The sequence below is a fragment of the Streptomyces sp. B21-105 genome (genome assembly GCF_036898465.1).
Lineage (GTDB): Bacteria > Actinomycetota > Actinomycetes > Streptomycetales > Streptomycetaceae > Streptomyces.
Window position 1 is genome coordinate 6,764,988 of sequence record NZ_JARUMJ010000001.1, and the last position, 15,838, is coordinate 6,780,825.

At 71.3% G+C, this 15,838-nt stretch carries 21 protein-coding genes; 1 reads left to right on the forward strand and 20 read right to left on the reverse strand.

The features are described from left to right. Positions 1-2: 2 nt before the first annotated feature. On the reverse strand, positions 3-593 hold the full coding sequence (locus QA802_RS30625; protein ID WP_334529291.1) for a hypothetical protein: 591 nt from the start codon (positions 591-593) through the stop codon (positions 3-5). Between the two features lie 180 nt (positions 594-773). Between QA802_RS30625 and QA802_RS30630 the strand changes: the two genes are divergently transcribed. Continuing rightward, positions 774-1,505: a GntR family transcriptional regulator gene (locus QA802_RS30630; RefSeq protein ID WP_334529294.1), complete on the forward strand. Its 732-nt coding sequence runs from the start codon at positions 774-776 to the stop codon at positions 1,503-1,505. Positions 1,506-1,567: 62 nt separating this feature from the next. Here QA802_RS30630 and QA802_RS30635 read toward each other — a convergent pair whose 3' ends face one another. From QA802_RS30635 to QA802_RS30725, 19 genes are all read right to left on the reverse strand, one after another. Then, a complete protein-coding gene (locus QA802_RS30635) occupies positions 1,568-2,227 on the reverse strand; it encodes a collagen-like protein (RefSeq protein WP_334529297.1) in 660 nt (219 codons plus the stop codon). After that, positions 2,224-2,487 carry a hypothetical protein gene (locus QA802_RS30640; RefSeq protein ID WP_334529300.1) on the reverse strand — a complete coding sequence of 88 codons (264 nt, stop codon included), beginning with the start codon at positions 2,485-2,487 and terminating at the stop codon, positions 2,224-2,226. The genes QA802_RS30635 and QA802_RS30640 overlap by 4 nt, the downstream gene beginning before the upstream one ends. Before the next feature lie 29 nt (positions 2,488-2,516). Beyond that, positions 2,517-2,834: a hypothetical protein gene (locus QA802_RS30645; RefSeq protein WP_334529303.1), complete on the reverse strand. Its 318-nt coding sequence runs from the start codon at positions 2,832-2,834 to the stop codon at positions 2,517-2,519. 12 nt (positions 2,835-2,846) lie between these two features. Then, the gene (locus tag QA802_RS30650; RefSeq protein ID WP_334529306.1) at positions 2,847-3,941 is read right to left on the reverse strand and encodes a peptidoglycan-binding protein; all 1,095 of its coding nucleotides are present in this window, start codon (positions 3,939-3,941) and stop codon (positions 2,847-2,849) included. 70 nt (positions 3,942-4,011) lie between these two features. After that, positions 4,012-5,097 (reverse strand): glycoside hydrolase family protein, encoded by a 1,086-nt coding sequence (locus tag QA802_RS30655; protein ID WP_334529309.1) that lies wholly within the window; start codon positions 5,095-5,097, stop codon positions 4,012-4,014. 74 nt (positions 5,098-5,171) lie between these two features. After that, positions 5,172-5,678: a hypothetical protein gene (locus QA802_RS30660; protein WP_334529312.1), complete on the reverse strand. Its 507-nt coding sequence runs from the start codon at positions 5,676-5,678 to the stop codon at positions 5,172-5,174. A 78-nt stretch (positions 5,679-5,756) separates the two neighbouring features. After that, positions 5,757-6,563, reverse strand: a complete 807-nt coding sequence (locus tag QA802_RS30665) for a hypothetical protein (RefSeq protein WP_334529315.1) — start codon at positions 6,561-6,563, stop codon at positions 5,757-5,759. Further along, on the reverse strand, positions 6,563-7,642 hold the full coding sequence (locus tag QA802_RS30670; RefSeq protein ID WP_334529318.1) for a hypothetical protein: 1,080 nt from the start codon (positions 7,640-7,642) through the stop codon (positions 6,563-6,565). Before QA802_RS30670 ends, QA802_RS30665 begins: the two co-directional genes overlap by 1 nt. A 1-nt stretch (position 7,643) precedes the next feature. Continuing rightward, positions 7,644-9,116, reverse strand: a complete 1,473-nt coding sequence (locus QA802_RS30675; RefSeq protein ID WP_334529321.1) for a hypothetical protein — start codon at positions 9,114-9,116, stop codon at positions 7,644-7,646. Further along, positions 9,113-11,917, reverse strand: coding sequence for a hypothetical protein (locus QA802_RS30680; protein ID WP_334529324.1), 2,805 nt, complete (start codon positions 11,915-11,917; stop codon positions 9,113-9,115). Before QA802_RS30680 ends, QA802_RS30675 begins: the two co-directional genes overlap by 4 nt. Positions 11,918-12,051: 134 nt before the next feature. Continuing rightward, on the reverse strand, positions 12,052-12,498 hold the full coding sequence (locus QA802_RS30685) for a hypothetical protein (RefSeq protein ID WP_334529327.1): 447 nt from the start codon (positions 12,496-12,498) through the stop codon (positions 12,052-12,054). 13 nt (positions 12,499-12,511) lie between these two features. Next, positions 12,512-13,018, reverse strand: coding sequence for a hypothetical protein (locus QA802_RS30690; RefSeq protein WP_334529329.1), 507 nt, complete (start codon positions 13,016-13,018; stop codon positions 12,512-12,514). A 2-nt stretch (positions 13,019-13,020) separates the two neighbouring features. Further along, positions 13,021-13,503 carry a phage tail tube protein gene (locus QA802_RS30695; RefSeq protein ID WP_334529332.1) on the reverse strand — a complete coding sequence of 161 codons (483 nt, stop codon included), beginning with the start codon at positions 13,501-13,503 and terminating at the stop codon, positions 13,021-13,023. Next, positions 13,503-13,664, reverse strand: coding sequence for a hypothetical protein (locus QA802_RS30700; protein ID WP_334529335.1), 162 nt, complete (start codon positions 13,662-13,664; stop codon positions 13,503-13,505). The genes QA802_RS30695 and QA802_RS30700 overlap by 1 nt, the downstream gene beginning before the upstream one ends. A gap of 8 nt (positions 13,665-13,672) precedes the next feature. Continuing rightward, a complete protein-coding gene (locus QA802_RS30705; protein WP_334529338.1) occupies positions 13,673-14,002 on the reverse strand; it encodes a hypothetical protein in 330 nt (109 codons plus the stop codon). Between the two features lie 13 nt (positions 14,003-14,015). After that, positions 14,016-14,480 (reverse strand): hypothetical protein, encoded by a 465-nt coding sequence (locus QA802_RS30710; protein WP_334529341.1) that lies wholly within the window; start codon positions 14,478-14,480, stop codon positions 14,016-14,018. Then, complete coding sequence (locus tag QA802_RS30715; RefSeq protein WP_334529344.1) at positions 14,481-15,038, reverse strand: head-tail connector protein; 558 nt, start codon at positions 15,036-15,038, stop codon at positions 14,481-14,483. Positions 15,039-15,048: 10 nt separating this feature from the next. Continuing rightward, a complete protein-coding gene (locus QA802_RS30720; protein WP_334529347.1) occupies positions 15,049-15,471 on the reverse strand; it encodes a hypothetical protein in 423 nt (140 codons plus the stop codon). Continuing rightward, entirely contained in the window at positions 15,468-15,800 is a 333-nt protein-coding gene (locus QA802_RS30725; RefSeq protein WP_334529350.1) for a hypothetical protein, read from the reverse strand. Before QA802_RS30725 ends, QA802_RS30720 begins: the two co-directional genes overlap by 4 nt. Between the last annotated feature and the right edge of the window lie 38 nt (positions 15,801-15,838).

Sequence of the window (15,838 nt, forward strand, 5' to 3'; positions counted from 1 at the left end):
AGTCACCGGTCGGCCCCGGCTTCCGCCCCGAGGGCGTGCATGCCGGCGGCGATCAGCCGGGCCACCCTGAGCGGCGGGCAGAGCGTCGCCATCGAGGGCATCGGCACCGACCAGTAGGAGGCGTACGCCTCGCTGTGACGGGTGATGTCCAGCCGCGGCACGCAGAGGTAGTAGCTCTTGCCGAGGCACTCCACGTCCTGTGCGCGCCAGTCGTCGAGGGCGTCGGCCCACGTGCGTGGGACCGATGCCGGGACCAGGGCGTAGTAGCGGTGGCCCTTCGGGTCGCAGATGACCGGTCCGCCTTCGAAGATCTCGCCGAGCATCCGGTCGACCTCGGCGGAAGGGAACCGCCCCCCGGTCGCGGCGGCCACCAGGGACGCGGGGATCTGCACGGCGGACATGAGCGTGCCCATGGGCAGCGCTGTGATTCCGTTCCTGTCCCACTCCCGGCGGGCCGCCTGGCGCTTGCTGTCGGTGAGGGTGGACAGGAGCCAGTGTTCCGTTGCGAGTTGGCGGTCGGCGCCCGAGTGCACGAGGACTCCTGGCTCCGTCTGTACAGGGCGGCGGGCGCCCTCTGTGGCCTCGTTGCTCACGTTGCCTCCGTCATGGTCCTAGGTGGGGCACACTCCGGGGCTGGCCGGAAGCGTGACCTAGTTCAGACGATACGCTGAACTAGGTCACTGACGCCACCCCTTCCCCGCGGCCCGCTACTCCAGATGATGCGTGTCCTAGTACACTCATAGGTGACCTAGTCCAGTTACTGCGGAGGAGCCATGACGGACCCGGCCCAGCCCACCTACATGCGCGTAGCCGAGCGCATCCGGCGCCGCATCCTCGACGGCGAACTCGCCGAGGGCGCCAAGCTGCCGCCCGTCCGAGAGCTCGCCAAGGCTGAGGGCGTCGCCGTGGCCACCCTTGGGCGCAGCCTCGACCAGCTCCAGGTCGAGGGCTACATCTCGACATCCCGCCGAGGGACGTTCGTCGCGAACGCGCCGGCCGTCACAGCCAGCGGGCATGACCGGGTCGTCCGCGTCCAGCGGACTGGGTCCGTCCTCGGCGAGGGCGAGACGATGATCGTCACAAGCGCCGAGCTCATCCGCCCGCCGCTCTACGTGGCGGAGATCTTCGGGCTGAACGAGGGCGACCAGGTCGTGCGCAGGCAGTGGCACACCGGCCGCGGGAGCCAGCGCCTGATGCTCGCCGTCACCTGGTACCCGAGCCATTTCGCGGCCGTGGTTCCTGAGCTTCTCTCGACCTCACGCAGCAGCTCGCCCGGCCTGCTCGCCAAGGTCCAAAAGGCCACGGGCCGGACGGTCACTGCGGGCCGTGACGACATGCACGCCAGGGATGCCGACGCACGGGAGGCCGGCTTCCTCGGCCTGCGCGTCGGCTCGCCCATCCTCGCCGGGGCTCACCGCCTGTGGGACGACCAAGGCGTCATCGAGTACGGCGAATGGTGCCTGCCCTACCGGCTCGTCATCGGCTACGAGTACTCCATCGGGTAGTGCCGCACGGCACGACGAAGATGCCCCCTGTACGGCCCGTGTGGGCCGTACAGGGGGCGTCGTCATGGGTACTGGCGGCGGGTGGGGTCGAGTCCTAAGGCGAGCGGCGGGCCGCCGGTGCCGCCCGGGGCGGGCGCGCCGTCCTTCCGGCACACCAGTGCGTCCGGATCCCACGCGGGCGCCTGCAGGCTGTAGCCCGCCGGGCACGCCGGCCCGGGCGATCCCTGCTCGCCCTGCTCGCCCTGCTCGCCCTGCGGGCCCTGCTCACCCTGGGGGCCTGGCGCGCCCGGGTCGCCTTGCGGTCCTTGTGCACCGTCCGTGCCGGGTGCCCCGTCTTTGCCCGCTGCCCCGGGCGGGCCCGTCGCGCCGGGGGTGCCCGGCTCGCCGTCCTTGCCCGGGCGGCCGGGGTCGCCCTTGGGGCCAGGGATCGGCACGGGCACCTCGGCCCGCGCCGGCAGGTCCTCGACGGCGTCGGACGGGTCCGGGGCGACGGGCGTCTGTCCCTCACCCGATACCTGCGTGCGCAGCTGCCGCACGTCCGTGGCGAGCGTGCTGACGGCCTGCCCGCGCCGGTCGGCCTCCGCTGCCAGCTGGTCGGCGCGGGTGGTCTCGGCGTCGATACGCGCCCAGATGATGATGACCGCGCCGGACAGAGCGATCAGCCAGCACAGCAGCGTCAGCGGACGCCAGCGACGGGCCAGTGCCCGCTCGGTCCGGGTCACGGGAGTCCTCCGGGTGGGATCAGGGCGCGGAGCCGGGCGATCTCCGCTTGGTCTGCGGCCCGCAGCGCCGCCTGCTGGGCGAGCTCGGCATTCAGCTCGGTCACCTTGCGGTCGAGCCGGTCACGCTCTTCCTGCAGGTCGGTGGTGAGCGAGCTGTAGCCGGTCAGGGCGGTCTCACTGCGCTTACCGAGGTACGTCACCACCGCTCCGACGACCGCGCCCACGCCCACGAGCAGGGTCCCAAGGGTGGTGGCGTCCAAGGTGGCTCCTCAGGTCGTGCGATGGAACGTCAGGAACCGCTGCCCCTGCCCTCCGCCCGCTGCAGCGCTGCGCGCAGGTCGTCGTCCTGGCGGCCGTACGCCGGCGGCTGGGCCCAGCCGAGGAAGACGCCGGCCGCAGTTTTCAGCGGCCCCCAGGACAGACGCGCGGCCAGCCACTCCAGCCCCCGGAACAGCAGGTAGTAGGCGGCGGCCAGGCCGAGCGCCACGGCGCTCGCCGCGGCGTTGCTGTCGACCGGGATCCCCAGGCGTCCGGTCCAGCTGAGGACCAGGGCGGCGACGATCGGGACGAGAGTCCGCATCATCGAGACGAACAGGTTGCTGGGCATGGGCCAGTCCTTTCAGGAGAGGAGGAGCTTCCAGGTGAGCGGGCCGGGGTAGCCGTCGGCGTCACCGGCGAGGGCCGGCGTGGCGCGCTGGAAGTCGGCCACGTTCTGCCGCGTGAACTCGGTGAACCTCGGGCCGGGCTGGTAGCCGTCGCCGTCGTGGTGACGGGCGTAGCCCCGGCGGATCAGCGCCTTGTCGAGGGTCGTCACGGCCGGGTTCGTCTTGCCGAGGACGAACGCGGACCGCCCCGGGTACGGCGGCACCGCGGCGGCGGGCGTCCCGCCGGGGAGGCGGCCGAGGAGCTGCTGCAGGCTGACCGGGCCGGGCACGCCGTCGGCGTCCTCGTGCGGGGCAGTGCCCTTGTAGCCGAGGCTCACCTGAAAATCGGAGAAGCACTCGGTGTCGGCGTCGGTCCACCGCGGCCCGGGCCCCTGCGTGTAGTGCTTGCCGAACCCCGCCTTCACGAGGGCCTTGCCGACCGCGGTGACGTGCGCGCCCTCGGCGCCGTACCCGTACGGCAGCTGGTTGATGACGACCTGGTAGCGGGCGATCCCCGCCCCGCCGCCCGTGCCGCCCCCGGGCGTCGTGCCGTCCGGACGGTGCGCGCCGGCGTGCAGCCACGCGTACAGCGGGTCGCCCGGGCATGAGGTCGCGTAGCCGTCGCGGTGGCCGAGGATCTCTCTGCCGGCGGCGCCGCCCGAGCGGAACCACCCGATGGCGTCGGCCAGGCCGTCGAGCATCGCGGCCGGTGGCTGGACCAGGCCGGAGTCGCCGAGCATCGCGCACACCGCGTAGTCCTTCGCGTTGAGCGCCTGGTCGCCGTTCGCTCCGGTCTTGTAGTGGACGCCGCGGCCCTCGAAGACGTAGCCGTGCGGGCAGACCATCGCGTTGTACGCGATGTCGCTGTAGTCCTCCCGCGTGTTGGCGAGGTGGCTGGCCTGGATGTCGCGCACGTGGCCGGCGCAGGAGCCGTGCGCGTCCGCGGCCGCCAGACTCTTAGGCACGTAGGTGCCCTCGTAATGGATCTTCACGCCCTGCGTGGAGGCGATGTAGACCAGCGCGTAGCGCGGCGGCCGCGCACCCCAGGCCGCTCGGGTGACCAGCTTCATGAGTGCCTCCAGGGCATACAGAAAGCCCCGAGCCGTCGGCCGGGGCTGCCAGATGGGGAACGGGCTGCGGTCAGCGGCAGGGGTAGCTGACTGGTGGGATCCAGCGGTGCCCGTCTCCGGGCGTGCCTGCGGTGGGCGTGTAGGAGAGCGGTGACAGCAGCACGTCGGCGTCGGCCTCGTTGCGGGTGCCGAGCCACGTGTCGGTGCCCTGGTACGGCACGCCGTCGACGACGCTGACGGTGCGGGCCTGGCCGCCGCAGCCGAGGCTGATGTCCCGGCGGCCGCCGGGCGGTGCGGACCAGCCGAGGTTGCCGGGCGCGGTCCATGGGCCGGTGAGGCTCGGTGCGGTGGCGTAGCCGGTCGGGGTGCCGGTGCAGTAGCCGCACTTCTCGGAGTAGGTCATCACCCACGTGCCGGTCGCCGTGTCGCGCCACGCGCCGACGCCCTCGACGTCGGCGAGCCCGGCCAGCGCGGTCGCTCCTTGTCCGGTGCCGTTGGCCCAGCTCCAGTCCAGGCGTTCGACGGCGAGCGTCCCGCCGTAGCTGCAGATGATTGCCGCGCTCGTGCCGTCGGGCACGAGGGCGAAGTCGCCGTTCTCGCCCGCGCACTGGTTCAACCGCGGCTTGTACGTAGAGCCGTAGGGAGCGCCGGCTCCCTTGCCACACGGACCGGCCGGCCCGTTGCAGCCCATCAGCCAGTACGCGTGCGTGGTCGTCGAGGTGCGGGCGTCGGGCTGGTTGAAATACAAAATCCACACGCCGTCATGGCGCTGCACGAGGCGTGGATTGAAGCAGCCGTGGCCGTTCGTCTCGGCGCATTCTGCGGCGAACGTGCGGCCGGTGTACGGGTTCACCTCGGTCGGGGGGAACAGCAGTTGCGGGGCGCTCCACGGGCCGCTGAGCGTCGGGGCGGTGGACACGCCGAACCCGCACCAGGGACTGGGCACGTACCACTGGTAGCCGCAGGCGTACATGCTGCCCACCAGGTAGTACGTTCCGCCGTCCTCGTACACCATGCCGTCGTGCAGGTCGATGTCGATGACGACCGGCGCGGATGCGACGGTGCTCGTGCTGTCGGGGGCGGCTGGTGCGCCGGCCCCGAGGAGGGCAGCGGCGGTGAGGATGAGAGCGGCCAGGACAGCGCGTATGCGTCGCACGCCTGACTCCTTTCGTCAGGCGGAGCAACATGAAAAAAGCCCCTGCCGGGGCGGGAGGCTGGTGTGCCGGTGGGCTACAGCAGGCCCCAGACGGTGATGTTTCGGTAGTCGATGGTTGCCGTCGAGGCGGAGCTGACCCGGTGTTTCATCGTGACCGTCAGCGTCTCGCCGGCGACGAGTCCGGAGAGGCGTTTCGTCAGCGACAGGGACAGGTTCGTCGTGCCGGACCCTGACCAGATGAGTGCGGCGTTGTCGTTCGCGCTGTACACGGTTCCCGACGTCGAGCCCACGGCCTGCCAGGACGTGACCGTGTTCAGCGCGCCCGAGTTGCGCTGGGTGGTCCGGATGGCCACCATGACCTTCCCGGACGGGGGCACGGTCACGGTGGTGCTGAACGCTCCGCCGCTCGCGTCCGCGTAGGTCGTCGAGGTGGTGGTGCGGGAGGCGGTGTCCTCGGCCTCGTTGCTGTTGACGGTGATCAGGCCGTCCACGTCCTCGGCCAGGGTCTGAATGTGTTCCCAGAGCCGGGTGTTGTCGGTGGACTCGGGGTAGGTGATGCCCTTGGCGGTCTGCTGGGTCACTGGCTGGGCCTCCTTCGTGGACATGCAGAGGGCCCCGCAGGTGCGGGGCCCCGGCCGGGCGGCGGTGTCAGGTCGCGGTTATCCCCTGCGCCAGTTGACGGTCAGCGTCCATGCAGCGGACCAGGAGGCGCGGCCGGCGAGCCGGATATAGGGGCTGTCGGCGCTGACGCTGATGGCGAGGCCGCCGCGGGTGCCGTCGACCATGGCCTGCGCCCAGCTGACCGGGATCGCGAAGGCGCTGCCCGTGGCGTTGACGGCGAGACTCGGGCCGCTCGTCGTCTCGTTGAGCGTCGGCGCGCCGGCCGGGCGGGTCGTCTGGGAGACGAGCCGCAGGGTCGCCGTCCGGGCAGCGAAATCTCCGCCGGACAGACGCCGCACCTGGAGCGTGGCGCTGGTGACCGTAGCCCCGGCAAGGGTGCGGGGCTTGCTGCCGTAGAAAGCGCAGCCGGTCATGCGGCCGAACGACGATCCCGCGTAGCGGCCTTGGTAGGTGTCGAAGCTGTCGGTCGCGCTGCCGTCGGAACGCCAGCTGCCGTCCCGGTAGGTGGCGGTGGACACCGGCGCGACGACGAGCTTGCCCGTCGTGGTGACGGGCTTGGGATCGGGGGAGGTGTCGCCGCCGTCCGGGCCCGACCCGGCAGCGGGCGGTGTCGGCGGAGAGGACGGCGCAGCCGGAACTTTCGCAATGATCCAGTAGGTGGAGCCCATGCGCAGCAGCAGCACGTTGTCGGCCGCTGCGACCGTCACGCCGGTCACCACGCGCGCGGTGACCTCGATACCGCCGACACGAGCCACGCATGCGCCGCTCGACGATGCGGTGAGCGCCACACCGGGGAGTGCCCCGAGCCCTGCCGTGGTGGTGCGGGTATCGGCCCAGTCCGCCATCAGATCACCCTCACGTTCAGCGTCATCGCGTCCGTCGAGTAGGACAGCGTCAGCGACTCGATGATGCAGGGCTGGGCGGTGAGGCCGGCGCCGGTCACCGAGACGATGTCGCCGGTCATGAGGCCGGGGTGAGGCACCATCGTGACGTGCAGTTTGCGGGAGGCGGTGCGACGCAGCCGCACCAGGGTGGAGGCGGCGGCGTCTCTGCACTGGGTCACGGTTTTCAGTAGCGGGGAACTGAACTTGTAGGGCACTGGCAGCGGGTTGTAGTTCCCGCCGTAGCGCAGCGGGCTGCCCGCCTCCCGGTCGTAGGCGACGCCCTGGATCTGGTTGCCCGATGCGTCCTCGCCCTGGGCGACGACCGCGTTGAACCCGCCGTCCCGGCTCGCGGCGCCCTGCCACTTGACGACGGTTCCCCCGACTCCGTCGGTCAGGGCGAGAACGGGAGTGCCGGCGTCGTTGAGGGGCTCGAGCAGCAGGTAGCCGTCTTCCGTGACCCGGGCGTCGGCAGGCCAGGCGTCCACGAGTTCGTTCAGGGCGCCGAGCCGGTCGGTGTCCCACTGCATGCCGAGCGGGACGGCCCGGTCGGTCAGGGCGCTGTCGACGCTGACGGTGAGGGCGGGTTCGACGAGGGACCTGGCGACAGTGGCCAGGGTGTCGGTCGATGCGGGCTGGAAGGGGGCGACAAGATCCGCCTCCTGGATGAGCGTGAGCAGGCCTTGCAGGGTCACGGTGACGGTGTCGTCGTCCGTGTCCGTGTCGGTGACCAAGAACCAGCCGCGGTTGATCCATTCGGTGTGGCCGGGGAGGTCAACGCCGTAGTCGATGCGCAGCAACTGTCCGTAGGAGGCGAGTGGATGGTCTGGTGTGAGGGGATCCCACTGCACGCCGCGGTCCCGGCGCGGCACGCTGAGCGTGATCCGTTCGGGTACGGCCAGGGACCGGTCACGGGACTCTGATCCGGTGGCGACCGGGATGCTGTCGGCCAGGAGCTGGCCGCCGAGCCACGACTCGGCGCGGATGCGCATGGTGAAGGAGCGCTGCACGATGGCGAGCGCCGTGGCGGACATGTCCAGCACGTCAGGCTCCGAAGTCGAACGTCGCGATGTCCAGGAGGGTGCCGGGCGTGAAAGCGTCGGCCAGGTCCTGGAGGCTGGTGAAGTTGTCGGCGATGTCCTGGAGGGTGAAACCGGCGGCCTCGAGGGCGTCGGGCCAGGGCTCCGTCTCGTACGCCTCCAGCTGCCAGTAGCGCATCTCGTCGAACCAGCGGCGGTCCTCGGTGTCGGCCACGACGGCGAGGTGGTTGTCGACGCCCTCCATCGTGGTCTGCTTGCGGATCAGCAGCACGCCCTCGGTCAGGCTGTCGAGTACGGACTGCAGGGCGTCGCCGTCCGCCGTGGTCATCGTCCGAACGGTGATCGTGGCCTGGGCGCCGGAGCGCGGACGGGACACGACGACGATGCGGCCGCCGACGGTGTACACGCTGGCGCCGCGGTCCCTCTTTTTGCTGGGCCACGACTGGATGATGACGGCCGCGCCGATGCCCCGTACGGCATCGGAGATCACGTCACTGCTGACGGTCGAGGTGATCTGCGCGGAGGTGACGGACCACTGCACGCCGTTGATGTCGGTGAGGACCGCCTGGTAGTCGACGGCCACGCCGAACGGCTGCTCGGCGTCCACTCGGACCAGGGCGTTCTGACCGGTCACGTCGACGTCCGTTGAGGCCCGCACCGCGGTGAGGGCGCCGGACACCCGCCGGGACAGGCTCACGGTCGTGATGTCCTCGGCGAGCATGCCCGTCAGCGACAGCAGGTTGCGGGGCGGGAACACGGTCTGCGCGGACACCGCCAGGGCGGCGCTGGCCTCCCGGACGCGCAGCACCCCGCCGACGCCGATGGACGCGGCGGCGAGCGTCGCCGACACGGTGGCGGCCTGCGTGCCAGACCCGGACGACACGCTGCCTGTGGCGACGGCCAGGCGGGCGGTGTGCCCGGTGGCGATCGAGTCGTCGACGCGTTCGGTGACCGTGCCGTAGGTGATACCCGTCGCGGCGATGGCCTCCGCCGACACGGACGCCGACGAGGAGGCCAGGCCGTAGCCCAGCACCGCGACGTCACCGGCCGCCCACGTCAGGGAGGTGCTGGACACGGCCGAGAACCCGGTGCCGGATGACGTGTCCTCACCTGCCGCCGCGCCCCACCGCCAGCCCGTTCCGGCGCTGCGGGACAGGCTGATGATGCGGCCCGCGATGTGCGAGCCGGCGCTGCCGGACGGAATCGCCGTGGTCGGCGCCGCATCGCCGCCCACCAGCTCGCGCACGAAGAACGTCACCCTGCGCGGCCCGGTGCCGGCACCGAACGTGCCGCCACCACCGGACAGCGACCCCGCGTTCGTCCAGCCCGACGGGGTGGACGGGGTGCTGCCGTCGGTGTGCCCGGACACCACTACCAGCACCGCGAGTTGCCCGGCCGCCGCCCCCGCGGGCAGGGCCGGTGTGATGGTGTCCGCGTGGCTGGCCGCCGCACCGACGGCACTGTAGGAGATCGTCACCCTGCCCGCCTCCCCACCTTCGCCCGGTATGCGGACTCGCTCTGTGCCTCACGGACCATCGGCTGCACGGTGCCGCGTACGGCGCCGAGGAACTGGCCGGTGTCGAGGACCAGCGTGCCGGTGAACTCGCCGCCCTGCGCGCCTTGCTGCGGGGAAGCACCCGCCGACGCGGGCGCTGCAGCCCTGCCCGCCTGGGGTGCGGAGCGGCCTACCGGCAGCTCACCTCGGTTGAGGGCGTCCATGTACGCCAGCCCGTACTTGCGCACGGACTGTGCCTTCACCATGTACTCGCCGGTGGAGCCCCACAGCAGGACAGAGTCCGATGTCGACGTCCCCGGGCCGACGACGGGACCGCCCCCAGGGAAGCCGGGGATGGGGCCGCCCGCAGCGCGCCGGATCAGTCCGCCGTCCGCGTACCGGCCGGACGCCCCCAGGAAGGATGCGCCGTCGGACCGGTAGTGGGCGGTGATGGTCACCGACCTGTCCTTGACGCTGGCCAGCTGCGCCTTGGCCGCCGCCACCTTGCCCTCCAGATCAGAGATGGTCGCCATGAGCGCGGAGCGCTTGGACGCCGGCACCGACTTGAGGCCCTTCTTCGCGTCTGCGAGCTTGCGCTCAAGGTCCTGGAGGTCGCCCTTGAGGTACGTGGTCTTACTCGGCGGAGTGCCCATGATCTGATCGGCCAGCTTCTTGGCCTCAGCCCGGGTCAAACCCATCGTCTCGGCGCTCTTGATGAACGCCGCCCGCCCGCGGTCGTAGATGCCGGACACCTCCGACCAGGACGTGCCGGACTCGACCGCGGCCGCCGTGGCCGCATCGGTCTTCGCCGCCAGGTCGTTGAGGGCAGACGCGGCGTTGCGCTGCTTCTCGCTGTTCAGGACGAGCTTGCCGCCCTGCATGTCGAGAACCCCGGCGTTCTCCGACGCGGCCTTGCTCGCCGCGTCGATGGCCGCCTCGAACCCGATCATCCCGCCGAGCGCGCTGCGGTTGACCTCGTTCAGCGCCTGGATGCTCTGCCTCAGCCCGTCGGCGGATTGCTTCTGCGCCTCGAGCTGGCCCTGCACCGTCTGCGCCTGCTCGCCGAACAGACCCATGGACTCGGCGGCCATCTGCTGCTCGAGGGCCTGCCCGGCCAGAGAGTCCGAGTAGCCGTCAAGCTCCCCGCGGAGCTCGGCGGCCTGCTTGCTGGTGAGCCCCATCTTCTTGATGGTCGCGTCGAGACCCGCGGCCGCGAGGTCGGCTTTTCCGCTGGACACGAGACTGGCGAGGGACTGGTCGAGCGCGTCGATGTCGTCCTTGGCGTTCTTCACCGGCGTCGAGTCCGTGCCGAAGAACGACACGATCGCCTGCTGGACGCGGTCGATTCCCTGCGGGTCGACGACTTTTTGCAGGCTGTCGGACAGGCCGCTGAGGTCGGCGCCGTACGCGCGCAGCGCCTCGCCGCCTACTGTGCCGGACCTGCCGAGTTCCGTGATCGACGTCGCCAGTTTGTCGACGTCCGGCTTCGGCCGCTGACTGCTTGACGACAGCTCCGAGAGGGTGAGGAGCAGCAGCCCGAGGCCGGTCCCGGCCATCGCGATTTTCGCTCCGCGCGACAGGCCGCCGATCGCCGCGGTGACGCCGCCGATGGCGCCGGGTGCGCCGGCGGCCGCCGCGCGCATCGCCCCCACCTGCACGCCCAGCGCGAGGAGTGCGGCCCTGGCCGCGTCCGTGCCGACTGCGGCCAGGCGCACGGCCTTGATCGCGATGGCCAGCTGCAGCAGGGTCGCGATCGCCTCGGGCGGAACCGCGGACACGACCCCGGACAGCACGTTGATGACGTCGAGCATGCCGACCCCGACGTCGGAGCCGGCCTGCAGCACGTTCAGCAGGGCGTCGCCGATGTTGTGCAGGGTCTCCCACACGGCGGGCCCGTTGGCGTGCGCGAAGTCGAGGAACTCCTTGAAGTCGCCGCCGATCTCGCCGGCGTCGAGCTTGGCCAGGAAGATGTTCAGCTCATCGACCGCGTGGTCCATCGTCTTGTCGGCGAAGTCGGTGAACCGGCTGTTCAGCTTGTCGAACCCCGGGGTGGAGATCGCGCCGCCGACCATGGTGACGAGCCGGTCGACCTGCGTCGATGCGCTCTTGGCCAGCCCCGTTGTTTTGGGCAGTAGGTCGTTGGCAATGGCGACGCCCTTGTTGAACGGGCCCATCACGTCGCCTGAAAGGCTGTCGGACCAGTCCTGGAAGTTGTCGCGCAGCAGCCCCACCGCGACCGCCGCCTCACGCGTGGCGGGCGGCATCTTCTCGAGCTGCTGCTGATACGCGACCTGCGCCTCGACGGCCTCCTGCGAGGTCGCGCCCGAGGTGCGCACCGCCTCCTCGTAGGCGTCCTGGGCTTTGACCGCGTCACCGATCGCGGCGATCTGCGGCTTGAGCGCCAGACCGTAGGCGGCCGCGGCCACGGCCACCGCGCCGAGCTGGCCCGCCAGTTGCACGGCCGACCCCGCGAGAGCGGCTGTCACGGGGATCGCCGCAGGGGCCAGGCTGATCAGGTTGGCCTTGAGTTTCTCGCCGAGCTTGTCGGACGCCTCCGACAAGCTCGTGAACGACGTCCGGGTCCCGGCGGCCGTACGGTCCAGCCGGCGGGCGGCGTCGTCGGTCGTCAGCAGGTTTCCCTGCAGGTCGCGCAGCCGGCCATCGGCGTCCGCGGTGATGCCGGCCATCCGCAGCCGCAGCCGATCGGATGAGTCCGCGGTGTTGTTCAGTACCCGGCTCAGCTCGTCGCGGCCGGTGAGCGTGAAAGTGAGACGCTCGGACACCGGTCCTCCTCACCTCGTGGCGATGTGCCGGTCGATCCACGCGACATGGCGCAGGAACCGGTCGACCGTCAGCCGGTCGATCTCGGAGGGCTGCATGTGCAGGTAGAACATCAGCAGGGGCTCGTACTCGAGGATCAGTCCGCGGAGTCCGGGCGGCCGCGCCCCAGGTGGCCTTTTCCCAGCGCGTCGAGCGCCGCGTTCACGTCCGCCTGGTCGTGGGCGAGCTTGCGCAGGTGCGGCAGCATCGCGTCGATCGCGCTGTCCTCGTTCTTGGCGAGAGCCTCCGTCACGAGGGTGTTCAGGACGTCGTCGATCTCGACGCGCTCGATGCGCGCCGTGAGACGGCGCCGCCACCCGGGCACGTCGAACTCGGCGAACTTCAGGCCCGGGTCCTCACGCCGGCGGAACGCCCACAGGACGGCGCGCATCGCGGTCGGGTCCTGTCCCCGCAGCCGGTCCTCGATCAACCGCCACGGCACGCCGCCCATGGCCTCCTCTACGGCGGCCGCCTCGATCGCCGACAGGTCGTCGGTCGTCCTGCGCTCGGGGGTGCCGTCGTCCAGGGTGTACGTGATGATCATGCGTTGTCTCTCCTCACTGAAGGTCCCGGCGCACATCGCCGAGAATCCGCTCGACTTCGGCCCTCATGCGCGGAGTGCCGGCCTGCACGGTCTTCGACCACCAGCCCGTCGGCCGTGCCCACTGCGTCGCCCACCGCCGGCGGTTGCCGAACACCGGGTGCCGGATGCGGCCGGAGTCGATGACGCCCGGCATGTTCCGCAGGTCCGCAGGCAGCCGTGAACGGTCCACCCACACGCGCGCGCCCGGGCTCGCACCCGAGCGAACGCTGATGCGCACAGCACCCGCCAGAGTCGCCCGCAGCGGACGCGTGGTGGGCGACGGCCCGCCCCGGCCCCTGCGGCCGGAGCCGGGCAGCTGCACGGAGCGGATCGCGCTCTGCAGGTCCGCGTGCAGCGGCTCGGCTGCACGCCTGATACGGCGGGCGGTGTTCTGCCGCAGTCGCGGCCCGCCCGCCGTACGCAGGCGGCGCGACAGCTCCACCAGCTGGCCCGTGCCGAGGATCTGTACGGAGCCCGTCATGGTCAGGCCGCGGGGATCGCGACGTTCTCGGCCGGCTCGCTGGTGATCGCGAACTGCGCCATGATCTGCGCCGCCTGGTCCAGCTCGCGGACCTTGGCCTGCGAGGTGACCGTGACGGGGAAAATGTCCATGGTCTGCGCCTCGACGTCGCCCTCGTCCATCCACACGATGAACCCCGTGTCCTCGCGGTTGAGGAGGGTCCGCACGTCGTCGCCGTCCTTCGACGCCCAGAACGTCAGCGACGAGTCGGCGGCGGTGATCTCGCCGCCCACGACCGGAGTGAAACGCGAACCGAGCGCCGGAGTGGGCACGGTGGCAGACGTGGTCTGCCAACCCGCCATGGCGCCCGTCTCCCCCTCGAGGGCCGTGCCCGCGTTCAGCTCTACGCGGGTCGGCGCGGACGTGTTCGCGATCGTCGGCACCCACAGAACTTTCGTGGTGCCTCGCCGGTAGTAGCGGATCGACGCGTTGATCGGCGTAGCCATCAGCTCTCATCTCCCTTCGGGGTCGGCCGGCGGCGCTTGACCACGGCCTTCGGTTTCTGCAGGTCCTCGGCGACCTGCCAGCCCGCCGCCCGGTGCCCCGGCACCGACGCCTCGTCGACGTCGATCGGCTGGCCGGGAAGGTCCGGGTGGGTCATGCTCACGCGGCTCATCAGACCGGCACCCGCACAACTGCCACGGTCACCGACGTGACGCCGTCGTAGGTGATCGCGGCCCGGCCCGTCGACTTGTTGCGGTAGTCGTTCGTGACCGGGATCGCCACCTCCGCGCCGGCCGCCACGGCGACCGCCCGGTCGGCGATCGGCAGGCCGTTCACGGTGTCCGGCGTCGCCAGCGTCACCGTGTGACTGCCGGCATCGCCGTTCTTCACCAGCAGCAGCACGCCCGCCCCGGTCTGGCAGGTGTCCCCGCCGCCCGCCGCCGCCCCGTACGTGACCGTCGCACCGGTCAGCCCCACGACGGTTGTCGTCAGTGCAGCCATATCCATCCCTTCCTTACGTGAATGCGCGGCCGGCCACCGTCAGCAACAGCCGGGCCTGCGCCCCGTCCTCGGTCTGGTCCTGCACCAGCCGGGTTGCCTCCACGGCGGCCTCAAGGGAGCGGAGCCCGATGCCGGGATCCGCTCTCAGCCACGCCTCGACGCGCGCGGCGATCTCGTACGCGCGCCGGCGGGCGGCCACGATGTCCGTGTCGCCGCGGTTCGCGACGGCCGCCACGGTGACCTGGAACGCCTCTTCGCGTCCGCTGCTGAGGTCGGACCAGCCGCCGACGGACTGGGCCGCCTCGAAGTCGCCGGTGGGGTCGCCGTCGAAGCCGACGATGAGCCAGTCCTGAGCGGCGGAGTCGGTGACCTCCGGGCCGTCCGCGATGGACACGCCCGCCAGCTCGCCGCCGTCCCCGGCCTCGGACCTGCCCAGCGCGACCAGCGCCTCGAGCACTTCGGGAATCCTGGAACCCATCTACGCCACTCCTGGGGGAAGCCGGTACGGGGCGAGGAGCTCGAGCACGCGGTTGGGAACGGCGTAGCCGAACCCCGGGATGGGCTGGCCGACGCTGTAGTCCTCGCCGCCGCCGGCCAGCCCGCCGCCGCGGGCCGGTCGCTGCGTGCGCCACAGGTGCTGTACGAGCATCCGCGCCGCCAGGTTGACCGTCGTCGGCGTGTCGGCCCGCCCGGCCTGCATGGTGAACAGCAGCAGCCCGCGGAACCAGCCCCGGTCCCGGCGGCGGACCTCCCCGGTGTCCGGGTCCAGGACCAGGCCCTCGACCGGGTAGGAGACCCCGCCGTCAAGGAGGGGCTCCACCGAGGTCAGCGACAGGACCGGGGTCGTGCGCAGCACCAGGGCACGGCGCCCGGATTCCGCGTCGTGCCGCTCGGCCACCTCGCGCGGCTCCACCGGCCCGATGTACTCCTCGATCGGCGCGGTGACCGCGTCGACGTACGTCTGCAGCTCGGCGTCGTCCGCATCGCTGGTCAGGTTGAGCTGCGCTTTCGCCTCGGCCAGAGTCAGCAGCGCCACATCGTCCCCCTCACGTGCGGGAGAGCGGAACGACGTTGGGGAAGCCGAGCAGGATCGCCGCGCCGTAGATGCCGCCGGTGGTGGTGCCCGACGCGGTGGTCACCGCCCGCAGGTACCGGGCGGTGCCGGTGTAGCCGATCTCATAGATCTTGTCGTCGTCGGAGGAGCCGATGGAAGGCAGCGAGCCCTGCAGGTCGCCCGCGTCGGCGTCGTCCCAGTCGCTGTTGTTGTCCGACACTTCCAGGGTGATGGCGTGCGTGCCGTCGGTGATGGCCCCGGTATGGACCAGCAGAGTCGCCGACTGGAACCACTCGTTGGTGCCGGACGCCCCGGAAAGCTTCCGGTCGACGGCCGTGCCGTTCGCGGACGCCGTCCGCAGCACGATGGCCAGCGTCGCCTTGGCGCGGACGTGGTTGTAGACGGTGCGCTTCACTTGCCGTCACCTCCTGCAGGCGTACGCGACGCCGTCGTCTTCTTCGCCGTGGTCTTCTTCGCGGCCGGCGCGGCCGCCGGCGGGTCCCCGCCGTCCGGGGCCGGTTCGGGGGTGCTGTCGCCGTCATCGCCGCCCGAGGCGGCGTCGGCGTCCTGCACGGACGCCTTGCGGGCGTCGGCGGCCTGGGCGGGCGTCATGGCCTGGGGGATGACGACGGCCTCGAAGAGCTCCTCACGGCCCTCCACGACCACGTCGTCCGGTGCGACCAGATCGCCCTTGGCGATGCGCCGGTTGCCCGGCGCCCAGAACGTTTCCTTCGCTCGATACACGAGTGCTCCTGGCACGAAGAGGGCGCGGCCCGCTGTAC

Coding starts and splice junctions, on each gene's coding strand:
- QA802_RS30630 (WP_334529294.1), top strand. CDS start 774: ATGACGGACCCGGCCCAGCCCACCTACATGCGCGTAGCCGAGCGCATC.
- QA802_RS30705 (WP_334529338.1), bottom strand. CDS start 14,002: ATGGCTGCACTGACGACAACCGTCGTGGGGCTGACCGGTGCGACGGTC.
- QA802_RS30690 (WP_334529329.1), bottom strand. CDS start 13,018: ATGACGGGCTCCGTACAGATCCTCGGCACGGGCCAGCTGGTGGAGCTG.
- QA802_RS30665 (WP_334529315.1), bottom strand. CDS start 6,563: ATGGCGGACTGGGCCGATACCCGCACCACCACGGCAGGGCTCGGGGCA.
- QA802_RS30650 (WP_334529306.1), bottom strand. CDS start 3,941: ATGAAGCTGGTCACCCGAGCGGCCTGGGGTGCGCGGCCGCCGCGCTAC.
- QA802_RS30685 (WP_334529327.1), bottom strand. CDS start 12,498: ATGATCATCACGTACACCCTGGACGACGGCACCCCCGAGCGCAGGACG.
- QA802_RS30645 (WP_334529303.1), bottom strand. CDS start 2,834: ATGCCCAGCAACCTGTTCGTCTCGATGATGCGGACTCTCGTCCCGATC.
- QA802_RS30710 (WP_334529341.1), bottom strand. CDS start 14,480: ATGGGTTCCAGGATTCCCGAAGTGCTCGAGGCGCTGGTCGCGCTGGGC.
- QA802_RS30695 (WP_334529332.1), bottom strand. CDS start 13,503: ATGGCTACGCCGATCAACGCGTCGATCCGCTACTACCGGCGAGGCACC.